A 17,370-nucleotide genomic window follows, 5' to 3' on the forward strand; every position below is an offset into this window, starting at 1 on the left:
ATCCAAAAATCAAAGCGGTATTCCCAATGTCTCCTAAAACTCTGATCCTTGCTGCCATGTTCGTATTGGCGCACTTTGTTCTCGTTGGCCCATTTGTGCCATTCGCCAATTTTTTTCCTGCCAGTCTCGGGGCATTGTCGATGAGTTCAATGGCCCTGTCGCTGATTTTGGCAGCGCGATGGCGGGTCGTTGATCGCGTGATGGGCGGGCCGGACAAATCGTACGGCGCACATCGATGGCTGGGTTTCTTTGCCCTCGCCGGTGCGCTCGGGCATTGGGCGACTGCAGAGACCTTTGGTTCAGGGGTGGTGCCACTATTGGCGGAAAGTGGTGAAAGCTTGGGTTGGTACGCTGCGATGGGTTTGCTTCTGCTGACGTGCGCTGCGATGGTGCGGGCGATCCCCTATCACTTGTGGAAAGCCAGCCATATGCTGATGGGGCCAGTTTTTCTGTTGGCAGCGTATCACACGTTCTTTGTTGCAAGCCCTCTTGCGGTCGGTGTTGCACCCTGGACGTTGATGGCTGTGGTCTCGGTTGTTGGCTTGCTTGCTTGGGGCCAAACCTTACTACGCAAGTTTGAGTTGACGCGACTAGTGACCGTCGAAAACGCAACTCCCTTTGAGGGTGGTGTGGATGTAACGTTTCGCGCTGACAACCCGCTGCCCGCGTTTCAGCCCGGACAGTTTGCAACGATCGCCCACAATAGGGCTCGCGCCGAACCTCACCCCTTTACAATTGCTGGCGGCGACGAAACCTCACGCCGTTTCGTGATCCGCGCTGCCGGGGACTGGACCGATGAGTTCGTCAACACCGTCACCGCAGGCGACCAATTCCGTCTCGGGCGCGGTGTCGGGCGTTTCCTGCCGCAGGTTCGAGCGAAGCGTACAGAACAACTTTGGGTTGCGGGCGGGGTTGGAATTACGCCATTTCTGGCGGCGTTGGAGCGCATGGAGCCTGACAGCAGCGCCCGAGTGAGCCTGATTTACTGCATTAGATCCAGAGAGTCGGCTGGAGCAATGGCTGACGTCGAACGTCACGCTGCCCGACTGCCGCAAGTTGACCTCTATGTCCTCAGCGATATTGAAGGGGACAAGCTGACGCCAGCGCGTCTGACGCAGATCATGCGCGACATGCAGGCAGAGTCACAGGTCTATCTATGCGGCCCAGAAGGACTGAAATTGATGGTCACGACCGCGTGGGAGATGCTCGGTAAAACCGGCCGCGTCCACAGCGAGCGCTTTGACTTCAGGGGTGCCTACGGATTGACGGATCTCATATACATCGGCAGACCTGCTCTTGAGGCGGCGCGAAACTGGATGGCCGGACGAAGGGAGATGACCGATGCGGCTTCTGGTACTTGAAGATGATCCTAAGCTTGGCCCTTGGGTGGAACAGGGACTGCGCGAGGCGGGCCATGTGGTCGATCTGTTCACGGATGGCAAGGATGCGCTCTTTGCCGCGATAGATCAAAGCTATGACGTCTTGGTACTGGATCGCATGGTGCCCGGTCTGGATGGTTTGTCCGTCCTCAAGGCATTGCGGCAGGCCAAAGTGATCGCGCCCGCAATCTTTCTGACGGCGTTGAGCGAAGTGGACGATCGGGTTGAGGGCCTGCGTGCCGGGGGCGAGGACTACTTGGCCAAACCGTTCGCCTTCAGTGAACTTCTGGCACGGATCGAGGGCTTAGCTCGGCGCCCCGGTGCCTCTGAAGAGACCGCTTCCCAACTCACTGCCGGGGATATTACCATCGACCTGCACAAACGCACCTGTGTGCGTCAGGGTATGCCTGTGGACCTGAATCCCAAGGAGTTCCTGTTGCTTGAGGTATTCTTGCGCTCAAAGGGACGCGTACAGACGCGTACCATGTTGCTTGAAAAAGTATGGGACATGAATTTTGATCCCACGACGAGCGTTGTCGAAACCCATATCAGCCGCTTGCGTGGAAAGATCGAAAAGCCTTTTGGCGACACGGTAATCCGCAACATTCGCGGCACAGGTTATGTTTTTGAACAGGTTTAGCTCTTTGTTTCGCCTGTCGGCGATACGGCAGGCTCTGGTGTTGCTGACACTTTTTTCGATGATCTCAATCGCTGCGTGGGGGGGAACCTACTGGCTGGTTCAACGCGAAATGAGGCGGACGGTGGACGCAAGGCTGAGCAATCGGATGGAGATTGCGGTCCAGGCCTTGGCGGCGGGCGAAGCCTTACCCGCACCTGATGATGGCGAAAGCGCTCGGTTGATAGAGGATACTGGACGCCTTGGCTTCTGGACTGATCCGGAGCAGGGTGCCGAAACGCGCTATCTTCAGCGCCAAACCCCTCAAGGCGTGATCTTGTTGGGTGAAAACACGGAGCGGCAAGAAGAACTTCGTCATATTCTGGCGGCAGGGATGCAGATTAGCCTTTTGGGCAGTCTTCTTGCCGCTGGCTTGGCAGCCGTGTGGATGGCTCTGCGGGCGCAAAAGCGATTGAACATCATCACTGGTGGTTTGGCGGACGTTGCCCGTGGGCAGTTGGACAAACGCATTGTTCTGGAGGGGAACGATGACCTTAGTCTAGTGGCAGACCGCATCAATTCGACGACTGCACGGCTTGAGCAGGCAATGGCGGACATGCGCGTGCAGTCCTCGAACATTGCGCATGACCTGCGTACGCCGTTGGCAAGACTGCGGGCAGAGATCGAGACCTCTTTGAGCAAACTGGTCGAGAATGGCCGCTCCGTCACAGAAGGTGATCTTGGGGAAGCATTGGATCAGATTGACCAGATTACGGGGACGTTTGAGGCTTTGCTTCGATTATCCCGCATCGAAAGTGGAGCAGGGCGCGCAGATTTTAAACCGGTCTCTTTGGATGAGCTGATTGATCGAGTGCTGGAGACGTTCAACCCTGTTGTTGAGGAAGCTTGCCATGAACTCGTGGTCGAAAAAGCGGCACCTGCGCAGGTGCATGGTGATCCGGATCTACTGATGCAGCTTTTGGCCAACCTGATTCAAAACGCGCTCCGATATGGACCCGAGGGCCAGAAGATCACCTTGCGGTGCCATCAAACCCTGCTCTCGGTTAGCGACGAAGGGCCCGGAATTCCCTTTGCAGAACGTGAACGCGTTCTCCAACCGCTCTATCAATTGAAAGCGGATCGCCAGGGTGAAGGGCTCGGATTGGGCTTGTCTCTGGTTCAAGCCATTGCGGACCTTCATGAGGCGGAACTGTCGTTGTCGGACGGACCAAAGGGTCACGGTCTGACAGCCACGATCCGTTTTCCAGCTCAAGCAACATTGTAAGTTCCGAGTAAATCACAGGACAGTTTGATCGGTGACACCTCTGCCAAAACAGGCAGGAGAGTTCAGAATGTCACCGTCAAAGAAACGCCGTCTGCGGCATCTGTTATGGATGGTCGCCCTTATCTCACTTGTTGGTGCAACTCTTTATCCCAGCGATATGGAGGGTCATTATGCAGTTTCCCGGAATGGCCATGACAATGCTCTGGTCACGGGCGTTGAAGATTATGGGCGACACTTGAATACGCTCATTCCGATTGGCACGGCAATCGTATTGCGAGACATCAAGGGTCTTTGGCAAATTGCAACTGTGGTTGTCGCAGGAACAGCTGCGACACACGGACCAAAAAGGCTTCTCAATGACGTCGAAGTGTTTGGCACCCGCCTGGGCCAAAGGCCAAACGGGGGCGATTACAATCTGCCTTCGGGCCATTCCGCCCTCGCCAGTGCCGGCGCCTACATAGCTGTCAGGCGATACTGGAATTGGTTCGGCATTGTCGTCTGGCCGATCCTTCTGCTTACGATGTTTGCGCGCTACATGCTTGATGCTCATACGATATCAGCCACCATCGCTGGTGCCATCGTCGGAATGCTTGTCGCCGATCTTTTTGCCCGCCCATGTTTGCGTTTTCGTCGTCTCATCGCAGGTCGCGTATCGCGACCGGCCCTTCGAGGCAAAACTGTCGGCAATCGCGTTGCTTCGACTTGAGAGAAAGAACCATCCGAGCCGCGATCACTGACAAAACTGTAAGTCCTTTGAAAGCGCGACGTGACCCCCGGCGACTAAGTTTTCCTGCATCAAAGCTTGAGGCAGTGCCTCACAAAAGGAGCATACAATGAAATTTCTTCAGATCATCGCAGTCACAACATCGCTTAGTGTTATTGCGGTTCCAGCTATTGGACAAAGCGTTGAAAATACACCTTTGTCCATTGATGAAGCCATTGCAATCGCGCTTGAAGCCCAACCCGGCACAGTTGCCGAGGCCGAGCCGGAGCAGTACGAAGGTCGTCCTGTGATCGACATCGAAATCGTGAACGACGCAGGGCAAGAAGTGGAGTTCAAAGTCGACGTCGAAACCGGTCAGATATTGAACCAATGGATCGATGATGATCCCTCCGATGACCCAATCACGACGAATACGCTGACGGACAACACTAATGCCGAACCCTATGTGGAGCGGAGTATCCCGCTCGATTGGGCCCTTACAGCAGCATCTGCCGCTCAGGAGGCTTGCTCGGATCTGGGTTTTGCCACGACCGTCACAGTGGTCGATCAGCGTGCGTTGCCTCGTGTACAGTTGATGCGCGAAGGCGCGTTTCCGCACACCGTCCACACCAGCAGTCGCAAGGCCATTACGGCAGCATCGCGTCGGGAGGCAACAGCTGTCATCGAGGCCGAGAATGAACATGAACCAACGCTTGGAGCGGTCTTCAACGAAATTGGCCTGATCACCTTATCGGGCGGCATACCAATCGTTTACGAGGGTGAAGTTATTGGCGGTATCGGTATCGCTGGATCCCCGGGTGAAGACCAGACTGGAAAAGAGTTTGACGACATTTGTGCCGAAGCTGGCATTGCTGCGATCGCTGACAGGCTCCAATAATCGGATTTTCTGATGACTGAGAGCGCGCGTCTTTCGCGCTTTCAGATCAGCATGGGTGGCATCCAACTGGGGAACATCAAATCAATCCCCCAAGCAAGTTTATTAGTGGTCGCCGGGCACGCAATTAGTTGAAGGCCTTCAAGCGAAGAGTAGCTCTCGTTCAAAATGTGCCCTTGGCTAATATGGGCAGTAGGAGAGCCGTTGAATCCAGGCAGTTTTGGGTTCGCAACGAATGGCAACTATGTGGCACTAACCGGAAGTTTGAATGAGTTCCGCGGAAGACAGGATCGCGCAAACACGGCAGAGATCGGCTTAGTGGCCTCGTCTCAGACTGAACCAGAGGCAGCGATTGGTGTTCTGTGTCACCGACTGCGAACTGGTAGATGGCTGACCCAACACGTGAGGTTTAACCCTTTGTCACGATCAATTGGTGTCTATGTCGTGTGCAGCCAGCATGTCCTTCCAGGCGAAGTAAGACGCTTTCGGGGTGCGCTTCATTGAATTGAAATCCACATCAACCAGTCCAAAGCGTTTTTCATACCCCAAGGCCCATTCGTAATTGTCCAATAGGGACCAGACAAAGTACCCCTTAACCGGTACCCCTTCGCCCAAGGCGATCTGGACTGCCGACAAGTGCTGATCCAGATAGTCGATACGGTCATCGTCTTGCTGACGCTCGGGGCTGGCCATACCGTTTTCGGTCACGTAGATCGGCAGGTCGCCGGTGTATTCACGCGCTGCTCGGATCAGGAACCTGCTCAGGGCGGCGGGCTCGATTTCCCATCCCATTTGGGTCTTCGGAAGCGGGCCCGGAACTTCGGCGAGACTTGGCCAGGCGGTTTCTGCGGGCGCGATCAGTTTGCGGGTGTAGTAGTTCAGTCCACACCAGTCGACGGGCGCTCCGATGGTATCGAAATCATCTTGCCAACCCGACGGAAGGTGGGGCTCCAGCCCATCCAATACCTTCTCGGGATAGGCTTTGTTGAACACGCCGCCCAGAAAGAACCGGTTGTATATTCCGTCATACAAATCGGCGGCTTGTTGTGCCTCAATGCTGTCATCGGCAGGTTCGGCCCATTCCAGATTGAATACGCCGCCCAGATTGGACATGCCCAACCCGCGCATCGTCTGAATGGCCTGACCATGGGCCAGCAGAACGTGATGCATAGCGCGCGCCGTGGCTCGAATATCGCGCAGCCCGGGGGCGTGGTGCCCTTCGAAATGGCTTAACCAACTGACACACCACGGTTCATTGATGGGGGCGACGCTGTACATGCGGTCGCCAATCCGTCCCATGATAACTTCGGTGAAATCGGAAAACCAACTGGCGATATCCCGGTTGCGCCAACCGCCCAAGTCGGCCAGGGGCGAAGGCAATTCCCAGTGATACAATGTCGCGCACGGACGGATCCCACGCTCCAACAGCGCGTCGGTCAGGCGATCATAAAAATCCAATCCCTCCTGATTAACGGGTCCACGCCCCTCGGGCATCACGCGCGCCCAGCTGGTTGAGAAGCGATAGCAATCGAATCCCGCGTCGCGCACAAGATCGAGATCCTGTTCAAACCGGTTCAGGTGATCACAGGCCAGATTGCCGTTTTCTCCCCGCACCACATTTCCGGGTGTCGCTGCAAATGTATCCCAGTGTGTTGAACCGGCACCGCCTTGGGCGTGACCTTCGATCTGGTAGGCAGAAGTGGCGACTCCGAACATAAAGTCATTGGGAAAATCGCTGCGCGTATGTTTCATTGTCAGATCCTGTTGGGTGCTGGGCCGGTCGATTTGCCAACAACCAGTTCCGCCTCAAGCAATCTGGTTTTGACCGGATCATCAGGCGATTTGATCCTCTCAATCAACATCTCGGCGGCCAGCTCTCCTGCATGCCGTACTGAGGACCGCGTGGCCGTAAAGATGGGCACATCCTGTCCGTTTTTGAGATAGGACAGGTCATCATCATGCGCGATGACCGAGACATCCCGGCCTATCCGCAGCCCTGCCTCGTCCAGTGCCCGCCTCACACCAATCGCCGAAATCATCGAAGATGCAAGAATGGCGGTTGGTGGATCGTCCAATTGCAGCATATCGCGGGTTTCATGATGGCCGTAGACCTCGGTCATCTCGGCGCTGCGCATCAATTGTGGGTCCGGGATCAAGTCCGCCTGTTCCAGCGCTTGCAGATACCCGGCGCGACGGCGCTGTGCGAAATCCATATCCTCAAGCCCGTTGATCAGAGCAATTCGGCGGTGACCCAAATCGATCAGGAACTGTGTTGCGCGTCGAAAGGAGCTTTTGTTATTCACATCGATCCAGTCATACTCTGCATCTATCCCGGTCGAACGACCGTGTACGATAAATGGTACCGCCATCCGGTTTAGCAGATCGATGCGACGCTCGTTGACCTTGGGGCCTTGCAAAACGACGCCATCCACGGCCCCGCGCTGAAACAAGCTGCGATAGGCCCCTTCGATCGAAGTGTCATCCGCGGTGGTGAACATCATGTCGTAGCCGTTCGCAGAGTATGTTCTTGCAGCGCCGGCAACAAAGTCGCCGAAGATCGGGTTCACCATCTCGTGCTGGGACGAACTGGGGATGACGTGCCCGATCACCATAGACTTGCCAGTCGCCAGACCTTTGGCGCGGCTGTTTGGCCGATAGCCATGCTTGTCTGCAGCGGCCTGCACGCGCACCCGAGTCGCCTCGTTCACCTCTGGATAGCCGTTCAGAGCGCGACTAACCGTTGTCTGCGAAAGACCGAGAATCTCAGAGAGCTGCTTCAGGTTCATTGCGTTCAAAGCGCCTTCAAATGGATGCCTACTTGTTTTGTTGTGATTTTTGGCTTCCGTCAACCCGTTTTGGTCAAGAGGTCAAAATCGACAATAATTGAAGGCTATAAAACGATATGTTGACAGAATCTGATTGTCAGCAGATAAAGTGCAGCATCCAAAGCGCTTTGAAAAGCTTGCAATGCGCAGATATTACTGGGAGGAGATTTCATGAAACACGCGCTTTATGCAGGTGTGGCCACATTCGCCCTGATGGCGGGAACGGCTCAGGCTGATAAGGTTACCGTGTTCGGGCCATGGCTGGGCCCGGACCAGGAAAACGTCGAAGCGGTTCTGGATAGCTTTGCAGCCGCGACAGGCCACGAATACGCGTATGTTGGTTCAGATAGTTTCGAGCAGCAGATCAGGATTGATGCAGAGGCAGGCTCGGCGCCGAACATAGCCGTTTTCCCCCAGCCTGGTCTGGCGGCGGATATGGCCAAGTCGGGTTTTCTGACACCGTTGGGTGATGGCACCGCTGATTGGGTTCGTGACAACTACGCAGCCGGACAATCCTGGGTCGATCTGGGCACCTTTCCGGGGCCTGAAGGGCAGGATCACCTTTATGGGCTTTTTTACAAGGTAGATGTGAAATCCCTTGTTTGGTACGTGCCTGAAAATTTCGAGGATGCCGGTTACGAAGTTCCGACCACGATGGAGGAACTGAAGGCTTTGACCGATCAGATCGTTGCAGACGGTGAGACACCGTGGTGCATCGGTCTTGGTTCAGGTGGTGCGACCGGTTGGCCAGCGACCGATTGGGTTGAAGACATGATGCTGCGCACTCAGTCGCCCGAGGATTATGACGCCTGGGTATCCAATGAAATGAAGTTCAATGACCCAAAAGTTGTAGCTGCCATCGAAGAATTCGGCGCGTTTGCACGCAATGATGACTATGTTGCGGGTGGGGCAGGTACGGTCGCAACGACCGATTTCCGTGACAGTCCAAAGGGCATGTTCAGTTCGCCACCACAATGTTACATGCACCGTCAGGCATCGTTCATCCCGGCATTCTTTCCTGAGGGCACGGTTGTCGGTGAAGATGCTGATTTCTTCTACTTTCCCGCATATGAAAGCAAAGATCTGGGTAGCCCGGTTCTTGGTGCCGGCACTCTATGGGCAATCACCAATGACAGCCCGGCTGCACATGATCTGATCGCCTATCTGCAGACCCCAGAAGCACATGAGACATGGATGGCCCTGACCGGCTTCCTGACACCGCACAAAGGCGTTGATACCTCCGTTTTCTCGGATCCGACGCTCAAGAAGATGAACGACATTCTTCTGGGTGCGACCACCTTCCGGTTTGATGGTTCGGACTTGATGCCGGGCGGCGTAGGGGCCGGCACATTTTGGACCGGTATGGTTGACTATGCTGGTGGAAAGCCCGCTCAGGAAGTCGCTGACGAGATCCAATCTTCTTGGGATGCGCTGGACTAAGCGCGTTAAAACCCGGGCGGTCTGCGTGTCAGGCCGCCCCTGTCCCCCTTCGCAACGGAGAGCGTGATGCATCCGGCAATTCAGGGCCTGCTGACCATCGCCATAGGCGTGTCGGGCTGTGTGGGCTATTTCTTTCTGTCCAACCAGTTTCTGGACAAGGTTCTGTTCCCTGCGCGCGGGCCGAATGCCGGCCGCAACATCAACCGCGCGAACATGATCCGTCCCTGGCTGTTTTTGCTTCCGGCGCTTGTGGCGATTGGCCTGTATCTGGCCTATCCGGTGGTTGAAACGTTGCGCCTGTCGCTCACGGATCGCGTGGCCGGCGGTGGGTATAAGTGGGTTGGTCTCGATAACTACATCCAGATGGTGGCAGAACCGAAATTCTGGGAAGCCATGCGCAACAATATGTTCTGGCTGATCGTGGTCCCGGCAATGTCGACTGCATTTGGTCTGTTGGCAGCTCAGCTAACTGATCGGATCCGCTGGGGTAACATCGCAAAAGCCCTGATTTTCATGCCTATGGCGATCTCTTTCGTCGGGGCTTCGGTCATCTGGAAACTGATCTACGATGCGCGTCCGGCCGAGCAAGACCAGATCGGGATTCTGAATGCGCTTTATCTGTTCTTTGGCGGGGCCGAGCCACAAACCTGGCTGACCATTCCTTTCTGGAACAATTTCTTCCTCATGGGGATTCTGATCTGGATTCAGACAGGCTTTGCCATGGTGATCTTGTCCGCTGCTTTGCGCGGCATCCCCGAAGAAACCGTTGAGGCGGCGGTTTTGGATGGGGCCAATCCCTTCCAGATATTCTTCAAAATCAAGGTGCCTCAAATCTGGAACACAATTCTGGTTGTTTGGACAACCATCACCATTCTGGTCCTGAAGGTCTTCGACATCGTTTTTGCGATGACCAATGGCCAGTGGGAGACACAGGTTCTGGCCAACTACATGTACGACAAGATGTTCCGCGCCAATGATTGGGGCGTGGGTTCGGCATCGGCCATGGTGATCATGTTGCTGGTGACGCCGATCCTGGTCTGGAACATCCGCAACGCACGCCGGGAAATGGAGTAGGGGATGAGCGATATAGCAGGAACCAAACCCGCCCTCAGATGGATCGTCCAGGCCTCGGTCCTCTTTCTCGTGGTGCTTTGGGTAATACCGACACTGGGATTGTTGATCTCATCCTTTCGCACGGCTGACCAGATCGCGACGAGCGGATGGTGGAAATCCCTGTTCCCATCTGAACAAAACCTCACGCTGCGCACGGCCGCGCCCGATACGCAGATTCTGGAAAACGGGATGTATGTGATTGAAGGGAACCTGTTCGACGAAGGGCAGAAGGCCACGATCTCAAAGTGGGGTGTCAGTTCCCGCGCGGTCGATGCGTTTGAACCTGGTCAGACAGCGGAATTGCGCCGTGGCGGGACTATCACGGTCGATGCTAACGGAAACTACAAAGCGCAAAATGCTGAGGAGTTTACTGGCAGTCGCGGCCCGCGTGTTTTCGTAAGTGCGGAACTTCCACCCGAGTTCACGCTGGACAATTACCACAAGGTTCTCTTGGCCGAGGACAGCACCGACAGTATGGGGCGTGCGTTCTTTAACACTCTGACCGTGACTATTCCTGCCACGATCATACCCATTCTGGTTGCGGCGTTCGCGGCTTATGCATTGGCGTGGATGGAATTCCCGGGCCGCGCATTGTTGATTGCAGCCATTGTCGGGCTTTTGGTTGTTCCGCTTCAGCTCGCACTGATCCCCTTGTTGAAATTCCATCTTAATATTGGGATCGGCAAAGGGTATCTGGGTGTCTGGATGGCCCACACTGGCTTTGGAATGCCGCTGGCCATCTACCTTCTTCGCAGCTACATGGCCGGACTGCCACGCGATTTGATCGAGAACGCTCGGGTCGACGGGGCGTCTGAGTTCCAGATCTTTACGAAACTGATCCTTCCACTCAGCTTCCCGGCGCTGGCGTCATTCGCGATCCTGCAGTTCCTGTGGACCTGGAACGACCTTCTGGTGGCCAAAGTCTTCCTGATTGATGCATCAGGTCAAACCACCGTCATGACCAATCGAATTGTTGAACTGCTGGGTACAAGAGGGGGCAACTGGGAAATCCTCGCCACCGCTGCGTTTGTTTCGATCATCGTTCCACTGATTGTTTTCTTCGCAATGCAAAAATACCTGGTCCGTGGCCTGCTGGCCGGATCCGTTAAATAGAGGCGTCTGATGAACGTGCAGAACACTGTAGAACTTTCCAAATCAACCAAAGCAAAGTCAGAGTGGTGGCGCGGTGGCGTGATCTATCAGATCTATCCGCGCAGCTTTCAAGACAGCAATGGTGATGGGATCGGTGACCTGAAAGGGATCACTAAACGTCTGGACTACATCGCGGAACTGGGTGTTGACGCGATCTGGATTTCACCCTTCTTCAAATCTCCGATGAAGGATTTCGGATATGACGTCAGCGACTACCGCGACGTGGATCCTATGTTCGGCTCGCTGCAAGATTTCCGCGAGTTACTTGATCAGGCCCATGCCAAGGGTCTGAAAGTGATGATCGATTTGGTGCTGTCACACACATCTGATCAGCACCCTTGGTTCGGTGAGAGTCGCGCCAATCGGGACAACATGAAATCCGACTGGTATGTCTGGGCCGACCCTAAACCGGACGGCACACCACCCAATAACTGGTTGTCTATCTTTGGCGGTTCAGCGTGGCAGTGGGAGCCTCGTCGCCTTCAATATTATCTGCATAACTTTCTGACTTCGCAGCCGGACCTGAACTTTCACTGTACCGATGTGCAAGACGCACTGCTGGACGTGGCTCGGTTCTGGCTGGAGATGGGCGTGGATGGTTTCCGCCTGGACACGATCAATTTCTATTTCCATGACAAACATCTGCGGGACAATCCGGCCCTCCCGGTCGAAGAGCGCAACGCATCAATTGCGCCAGCAGTGAACCCCTATAACCACCAGGATCATCATTATTCCAAAAGTCAGCCCGAGAACATCGCCTTCCTCGAAAGACTGCGCGCGCTGACCGACGAATATGAAGATCGTGCCTGTTTGGGTGAAGTCGGTGATGCACAGCGCGGGCTGGAGATTATGGGTCAGTACACCTCGGGCGATCAACGGATGCATATGTGCTATGCCTTCGAGTTTCTGGAAAAGCGTGCGTTGACTGCACCTTATGCAAAGCAGGTCTTTGATCAGCTCGAGGAAAAGGCAGGCGATGCATGGCCATGCTGGGCGTTTTCGAACCACGATGTTGAACGTCATGCCTCTCGCTGGGACCTAAACGATGCGGCCATTCGCCAGCACGCGGTTCTGATGATGTGTCTGCGTGGCTCTGCCTGTCTGTATCAAGGAGAGGAACTGGGCCTGCACGAGGCAGATGTTCCATTTGAGAAACTGCAAGACCCCTACGGCATCGAGTTCTGGCCCGAGTTCAAGGGTCGCGACGGATGTCGTACACCAATGGTTTGGGCGACGCAGGACGAACACTCAGGTTTTAGTACCGGTGAGCCCTGGTTGCCGGTCAGTACGGCCCAAACGGAAAGAGCCGTAGACCGGCTCGAGGCGAGCGACCAATCGATGCTGCACCATTATCGTCGCGCAATCGCGCTGCGCCACGCCCACCCGGCGTTAACTTCGGGTGCGCAGTCCAACATGAAACAGATTGGACCTGTGCTGACATTCCAGCGTGAGGACACGTCTGAAGCGGTGTTTTGTGCTTTCAACCTTGGAACGGAAGCTCAGCGGGTCGACTTGCCCTTGGGCGATTGGCGGGTCATCGGGCAGGAACTCGGCGGTAGCGACGGTGCGGGAAGCGTTACGCTGCACCCCGCACAGTTTTGTCTGATGGCTAAGGACAAGGGGTAAACCATGTCAGAACTCAAACTTACGGATGTGGCGAAATCCTATGGTCCGATCGATGTTCTGAAGCATATCGATCTGGACATCGAAAAGGGCGAGTTGATCGTCTTTGTCGGTCCATCGGGTTGTGGAAAATCAACCTTGTTGCGAATGATTGCCGGGCTGGAAAAGATCACCGGCGGCACCTTGGAGATCGAAGGGCAGGTCATGAATGATGTGCCGCCCGCTCAAAGAGGCATTGCCATGGTGTTTCAGTCCTATGCGCTTTATCCGCATTTGACCGTGCGCGAGAACCTGGCATTTGCGCTGAAGATCGCCAAGATGTCTGCCACCGAGATCGATGCCGCAGTTGAACGCGCGGCCCAGACCCTTCAACTGGATCCGCTCTTGGATCGTCTGCCCAAGGCTCTGTCCGGAGGGCAACGTCAGCGTGTCGCTATCGGGCGCGCCATCGTGCGAGACCCCAAGGTCTATTTGTTCGACGAACCGCTATCAAACCTCGATGCTGCGCTGCGCGTTGCAACCCGGATTGAGATTGCGCGCCTGAAAGAGGCGATGCCCGAAAGCACAATGATCTACGTGACCCACGATCAGGTCGAGGCGATGACGCTGGCCAGCCGGATCGTCGTTCTCGCCAACAAAGGCATCGCGCAAGTTGGTACGCCACTGGAGCTGTACGAAACGCCGGATAACGAGTTTGTAGCGCAGTTCATCGGATCACCCTCTATGAATCTGCTGTCTGGCAAAATTTCCAAAACCGGAGATCTGACTGAAGTCACACTTGATGCGGGTGGAACAGCCGTTTCATCCATTCCAACTGAGCCCGAAGAAATAGGTTTGCAGGTCAATGTCGGCGTACGGCCAGAGGATTTCGTTGCCGACGATGCCGCCGGGTTTCTGGACGGTACAGTCGATTTTGTCGAAGCCTTGGGTGAAGTAACCTTGCTGTATTTTGCCAGCAGGCCGGGGGCTGAGAGTATCGTCGCCAAGTTTCCTGGCGTTGAAAGAAACCGACGTGGAAAAGCTGTCAAATTGAATGCGGACCCGGGCAAAGTGCATCTGTTTCACAATGGTCTGTCGATGCGGAAATGAGGATCGAGCTATCCACTCAGTGCTTAGATTGATTTGGGTTTGTTTAACCTCAGTCGAGGTGCACAGAAGGGTTAAGGAACTAAGGAGCAACTGATGTTTGCTCTGCGGACTCTGGAGCCTTTCTTTTGCTAGTCAATGACGTTCGATTTTCAACGCCCGGCAGTTATGCAGTAAATTTACTGCACTTGACATGCAGTGATTATACTGCATATAGGGCGCATGACAGATGACCAGCTCGACTTAATTTTCAAGGCTCTTTCGGACAGCACTCGTCGACGCATCATCGACCATCTGAGCAAAAGGCCAGCTCAATCGTTGTTCGAGGTGTGCGCGGCCTCGGTTGCAGAGGATGGGATTGCGTTGTCCCGACAAACGGTCTCCCAGCATCTCGCCGTCTTAGAGAAAGCAGGATTGATTGAGATCGAGTGGAAGGGGCGAATAAAGGCGCATTCTCTGAGCGTCAGCGAAGACGACATAGCGGCGGCATCATGGCTCACGAAATACAAACCGAAGGGAACCAAGACATGAAAATCTATGTCACAAGCGTCTTTGTTGACGATCAAGACAAGGCCGAGAAATTCTACACCGAAGTCCTCGGCTTCAAGGTGAAGCACAACATTCCATTGGGTACCAACCGCTGGTTGACAGTTGTTTCAGAAGAAGACCCAGATGGAATAGAGTTGCTACTTGAGCCAAGCGACCATCCCGCTGTTGGGCCCTACAAAGAAGCGATTGTCTCCGATGGCATCGCCGCGCACTCATTTCAGGTGCAAGACCTCGATGCCGAGTGGAAGAAGCTGACTGATCGAGGCGTGGAGTTCACAACCGAGCCAATGGATGCGGGCGCTGTTCACATGGCTGTTTTTGAAGACACCTGCGGTAACCTGATCCAGTTGATCCAGATGAAAGACGCCTGAACAAAGCTAATCCTTGGACGAACGCAACAAAAAGTTGTCGTTCGGCCAATATGCAGAATCTGGTAGATTTAAACTCTCGCAGTTCACAAGAACTCTGGCATATCGCGTTTCTGCGCACGCCACTTTCAAGGCAGGTTGCCGCGCTCTATCGGGGCTCAACAAACCGCCTCGAAAGCACTCGGTGCGGAGTTTTTTGTGCCGTACTTTAGGTTATCTCGGGCGGTCTGGTTCGTCGGGGATGCGCGTGACCAGGGTTTCTATTTCATCCATTATTTCGACCGGCAAAGCACCGAAGTTTAGCGCTCCTGCAATACCCTCGATTTGCTCTTCTGTCCGTGCACCCGGGATCGGAACATAGGTTTCAGATTGGCCCCATATCCACCCGAGAGCTCCTTGCACAAGTGTTCTGCCATTTGAGGTCAGTAAGTCGCGAACTGCATCTAGTTTTCGCATGAAGTCAGGGTTTGCCTTACCATCCTTGAAGTATTCCATCCAACTTTCGCCGGATGCACGTACGTCGTCCGATGCCATGGTAGTGTTCTGATCGTATTTCCCTGAAAGCAAACCCATCGCGAGCGGTGAGCGTATGAGAGACAATAGCCCTTCTTTTTGCACTACGTTTTGCATGCGGGGCGCATCAAAGAATACGTTCATGACATATTCAACTGCCTTGAAGTTGTTTTTCGCTGCAACGGCTCGGGCGCTTTGAGAATAGTCGGTGCTCCAGCCGTGGGCGCGTAGTTTTCCGGCGCCTTTCAACCGATCCAGTTCATCGAATACGGCTTCGGCCATGCCTATCGACATATCGTTCACGTGCAGCAGCATCAGATCGATCCGATCACGGTTCAAACGCGACAGACACCCGTCAACGGCTGGAGAAACTTGATCAGGGGAGAAGGGTTCGAATGAGATCTGTTTGCTCGTCTCGTCAATTCCGACACCGATCTTTGTAGCAACCAAGGCATCGGGTCGATGTTTTAACGCTTTACCCAGCAGCCGTTCCGAATGTCCTGCACCATACGCAGCTGCCGTGTCGAACAGGGTGATCCCGCCATCTAAGGCAGCGTGGATCGTCCGAATGGAAACATCGTCGTCTGAACGGGTGTAACCCAGGGATTGTTCGCCCCAATACATCTTGCCGCCGATTGGCCAGCATCCCATGCCAAGTGGGGCGATTTCGGTTTCGAGAAATTTCATCTGTGAGTCTCCTATGTGACCCTTCAGAAAAAATGCGATCTCTATCTTTTCATCAACAACACAGAATGCAAGCATTGTTTCATGAATGAACGTGACTTTGACTGGGATAACCTGCGGCTTTTTCTTGCGGTCGCCAGAGCAGGTGGACTTGGGCCAGCGGCAGAACAGACCGGCAAGAGTGCACCAACGCTGGGCCGGCGTATGATCGAGCTTGAGCGTAATCTTGGGATTGAATTGTTTCGGCGCAAACCGCGAGGCTATGACCTGACTGAGGATGGGCAAGCATTGCTGGAAAAGGCGGCAGGCATCGAAGCGCGTGTTTTGCCTATCACCGAAACCAGCCTCGCAACTGCACCACCTTTGGTTAAGATTTCGGCTGGAACCTGGGTTACCAGATTATTGGTAGGTGCTGTTGGAAAGCTCTACGGATCAATACCGGTGCGGTTGCGGTTCATTTCCTCGGAAGAGGTGCTGAAAATCGGGCACCGGGAGGCGGCGATTGGAATTCGAAACCACCGGCCCGAAGAGATTGGCTTGGCTGGCCGCAAAATCGGACGGGTCCGGTTTGCCGTCTACGCCGTAGATGAGAGTGTTTCGACCTGGGCTCGGGTCTTGTCCAATACACCTTCCGCAAATTGGCTGAGGGAGAAATCGCAAGGAGACGAGGCCATTGAAGTGACCGCGCCGCAAAACGCCCTTGATCTTGCCAATGCGGGAATGGCTCGGGCTGTTCTGCCAACATTCATTGGAAATGCGCAGCGAAGGCTAAAGCCGGTGTCACCTCTGATTGTTGATCTAGAACATGATCAGTGGCTTGTGTCCCATCAAGACGACAGGTTTCTCCCTGAGGTACGACACGTCATAGATCGCACTTACGCGATGTTGTCAGAAGCTTGTGAAAACGGGTGATTAGACACCTAAAAAGGACTGCATCATATCAGGCTTGTGGTTCTCGATCACGGTCCGGAGCAATCTTGTGTCGTGATAGACAGCACTGTGATGTGGCTTGCCAAAGGCAGACCCCAGTCCCGATAGTGTGCGTAAGTCAGTGCTCTTGAAATTAGAGAAAGTTCAGGAGCGTCCTTGATTTCCAGCGCGGCTGAAGACCCCGCACAACCACTGCTGCATCTTGATTA

The 17,370-nt window shown here is 54.7% G+C and carries 16 protein-coding genes; 13 read left to right on the top strand and 3 right to left on the bottom strand.

The features are described from left to right. The first annotated feature begins 26 nt into the window (after nucleotides 1-26). The 5 genes from ACR0IO_RS15425 (at nucleotide 27) to ACR0IO_RS15445 (ending at nucleotide 4,881) form a co-directional block, all read left to right on the top strand. Entirely contained in the window at nucleotides 27-1,361 is a 1,335-nt protein-coding gene (locus tag ACR0IO_RS15425; RefSeq protein WP_480742478.1) for a ferredoxin reductase family protein, read from the top strand. Continuing rightward, nucleotides 1,342-2,019: a winged helix-turn-helix domain-containing protein gene (locus tag ACR0IO_RS15430; protein ID WP_480742479.1), complete on the top strand. Its 678-nt coding sequence runs from the start codon at nucleotides 1,342-1,344 to the stop codon at nucleotides 2,017-2,019. The genes ACR0IO_RS15425 and ACR0IO_RS15430 overlap by 20 nt, the downstream gene beginning before the upstream one ends. Then, nucleotides 2,006-3,280, top strand: a complete 1,275-nt coding sequence (locus ACR0IO_RS15435; RefSeq protein ID WP_480742480.1) for a sensor histidine kinase — start codon at nucleotides 2,006-2,008, stop codon at nucleotides 3,278-3,280. Before ACR0IO_RS15430 ends, ACR0IO_RS15435 begins: the two co-directional genes overlap by 14 nt. A gap of 67 nt (nucleotides 3,281-3,347) precedes the next feature. Continuing rightward, entirely contained in the window at nucleotides 3,348-3,986 is a 639-nt protein-coding gene (locus ACR0IO_RS15440; RefSeq protein ID WP_480742481.1) for a phosphatase PAP2 family protein, read from the top strand. Nucleotides 3,987-4,113: 127 nt separating this feature from the next. Then, nucleotides 4,114-4,881, top strand: coding sequence for a heme-binding protein (locus ACR0IO_RS15445; RefSeq protein ID WP_480742482.1), 768 nt, complete (start codon nucleotides 4,114-4,116; stop codon nucleotides 4,879-4,881). A 423-nt stretch (nucleotides 4,882-5,304) separates the two neighbouring features. Here the strand turns inward: ACR0IO_RS15445 and ACR0IO_RS15450 are convergent, their stop codons facing one another. Together ACR0IO_RS15450 and ACR0IO_RS15455 are read right to left on the bottom strand one after the other, a co-directional pair. After that, nucleotides 5,305-6,630, bottom strand: coding sequence for a GH1 family beta-glucosidase (locus ACR0IO_RS15450; RefSeq protein ID WP_480742484.1), 1,326 nt, complete (start codon nucleotides 6,628-6,630; stop codon nucleotides 5,305-5,307). 2 nt (nucleotides 6,631-6,632) lie between these two features. Further along, a complete protein-coding gene (locus ACR0IO_RS15455) occupies nucleotides 6,633-7,664 on the bottom strand; it encodes a LacI family DNA-binding transcriptional regulator (protein WP_480495814.1) in 1,032 nt (343 codons plus the stop codon). A gap of 210 nt (nucleotides 7,665-7,874) precedes the next feature. On the opposite strand from ACR0IO_RS15455, the gene ACR0IO_RS15460 reads away from it, so the two are divergent. From ACR0IO_RS15460 to ACR0IO_RS15490, 7 genes are all read left to right on the top strand, one after another. Continuing rightward, nucleotides 7,875-9,143: an ABC transporter substrate-binding protein gene (locus tag ACR0IO_RS15460; RefSeq protein ID WP_480742485.1), complete on the top strand. Its 1,269-nt coding sequence runs from the start codon at nucleotides 7,875-7,877 to the stop codon at nucleotides 9,141-9,143. A 66-nt stretch (nucleotides 9,144-9,209) separates the two neighbouring features. Continuing rightward, on the top strand, nucleotides 9,210-10,217 hold the full coding sequence (locus tag ACR0IO_RS15465; RefSeq protein ID WP_480509106.1) for a carbohydrate ABC transporter permease: 1,008 nt from the start codon (nucleotides 9,210-9,212) through the stop codon (nucleotides 10,215-10,217). 3 nt (nucleotides 10,218-10,220) lie between these two features. Then, a complete protein-coding gene (locus ACR0IO_RS15470) occupies nucleotides 10,221-11,369 on the top strand; it encodes a carbohydrate ABC transporter permease (RefSeq protein ID WP_155149358.1) in 1,149 nt (382 codons plus the stop codon). Nucleotides 11,370-11,378: 9 nt separating this feature from the next. Further along, nucleotides 11,379-13,034, top strand: a complete 1,656-nt coding sequence (locus tag ACR0IO_RS15475) for an alpha-amylase family glycosyl hydrolase (protein WP_480742486.1) — start codon at nucleotides 11,379-11,381, stop codon at nucleotides 13,032-13,034. A gap of 3 nt (nucleotides 13,035-13,037) precedes the next feature. Then, the gene (locus tag ACR0IO_RS15480) at nucleotides 13,038-14,120 is read left to right on the top strand and encodes an ABC transporter ATP-binding protein (RefSeq protein ID WP_480742487.1); all 1,083 of its coding nucleotides are present in this window, start codon (nucleotides 13,038-13,040) and stop codon (nucleotides 14,118-14,120) included. 219 nt (nucleotides 14,121-14,339) lie between these two features. Continuing rightward, a complete protein-coding gene (locus ACR0IO_RS15485) occupies nucleotides 14,340-14,648 on the top strand; it encodes an ArsR/SmtB family transcription factor (protein ID WP_480742489.1) in 309 nt (102 codons plus the stop codon). Continuing rightward, a complete protein-coding gene (locus ACR0IO_RS15490) occupies nucleotides 14,645-15,037 on the top strand; it encodes a VOC family protein (protein WP_480742490.1) in 393 nt (130 codons plus the stop codon). The genes ACR0IO_RS15485 and ACR0IO_RS15490 overlap by 4 nt, the downstream gene beginning before the upstream one ends. Nucleotides 15,038-15,247: 210 nt before the next feature. On the opposite strand, the gene ACR0IO_RS15495 is transcribed toward ACR0IO_RS15490, so the two are convergent. Next, entirely contained in the window at nucleotides 15,248-16,234 is a 987-nt protein-coding gene (locus ACR0IO_RS15495; protein WP_480742491.1) for an aldo/keto reductase, read from the bottom strand. A gap of 81 nt (nucleotides 16,235-16,315) precedes the next feature. On the opposite strand from ACR0IO_RS15495, the gene ACR0IO_RS15500 reads away from it, so the two are divergent. Next, nucleotides 16,316-17,143 (top strand): LysR family transcriptional regulator, encoded by an 828-nt coding sequence (locus ACR0IO_RS15500; RefSeq protein WP_480742492.1) that lies wholly within the window; start codon nucleotides 16,316-16,318, stop codon nucleotides 17,141-17,143. Nucleotides 17,144-17,370: the final 227 nt, after the last annotated feature.

Source organism: Ruegeria sp. CE12, assembly GCF_056537525.1.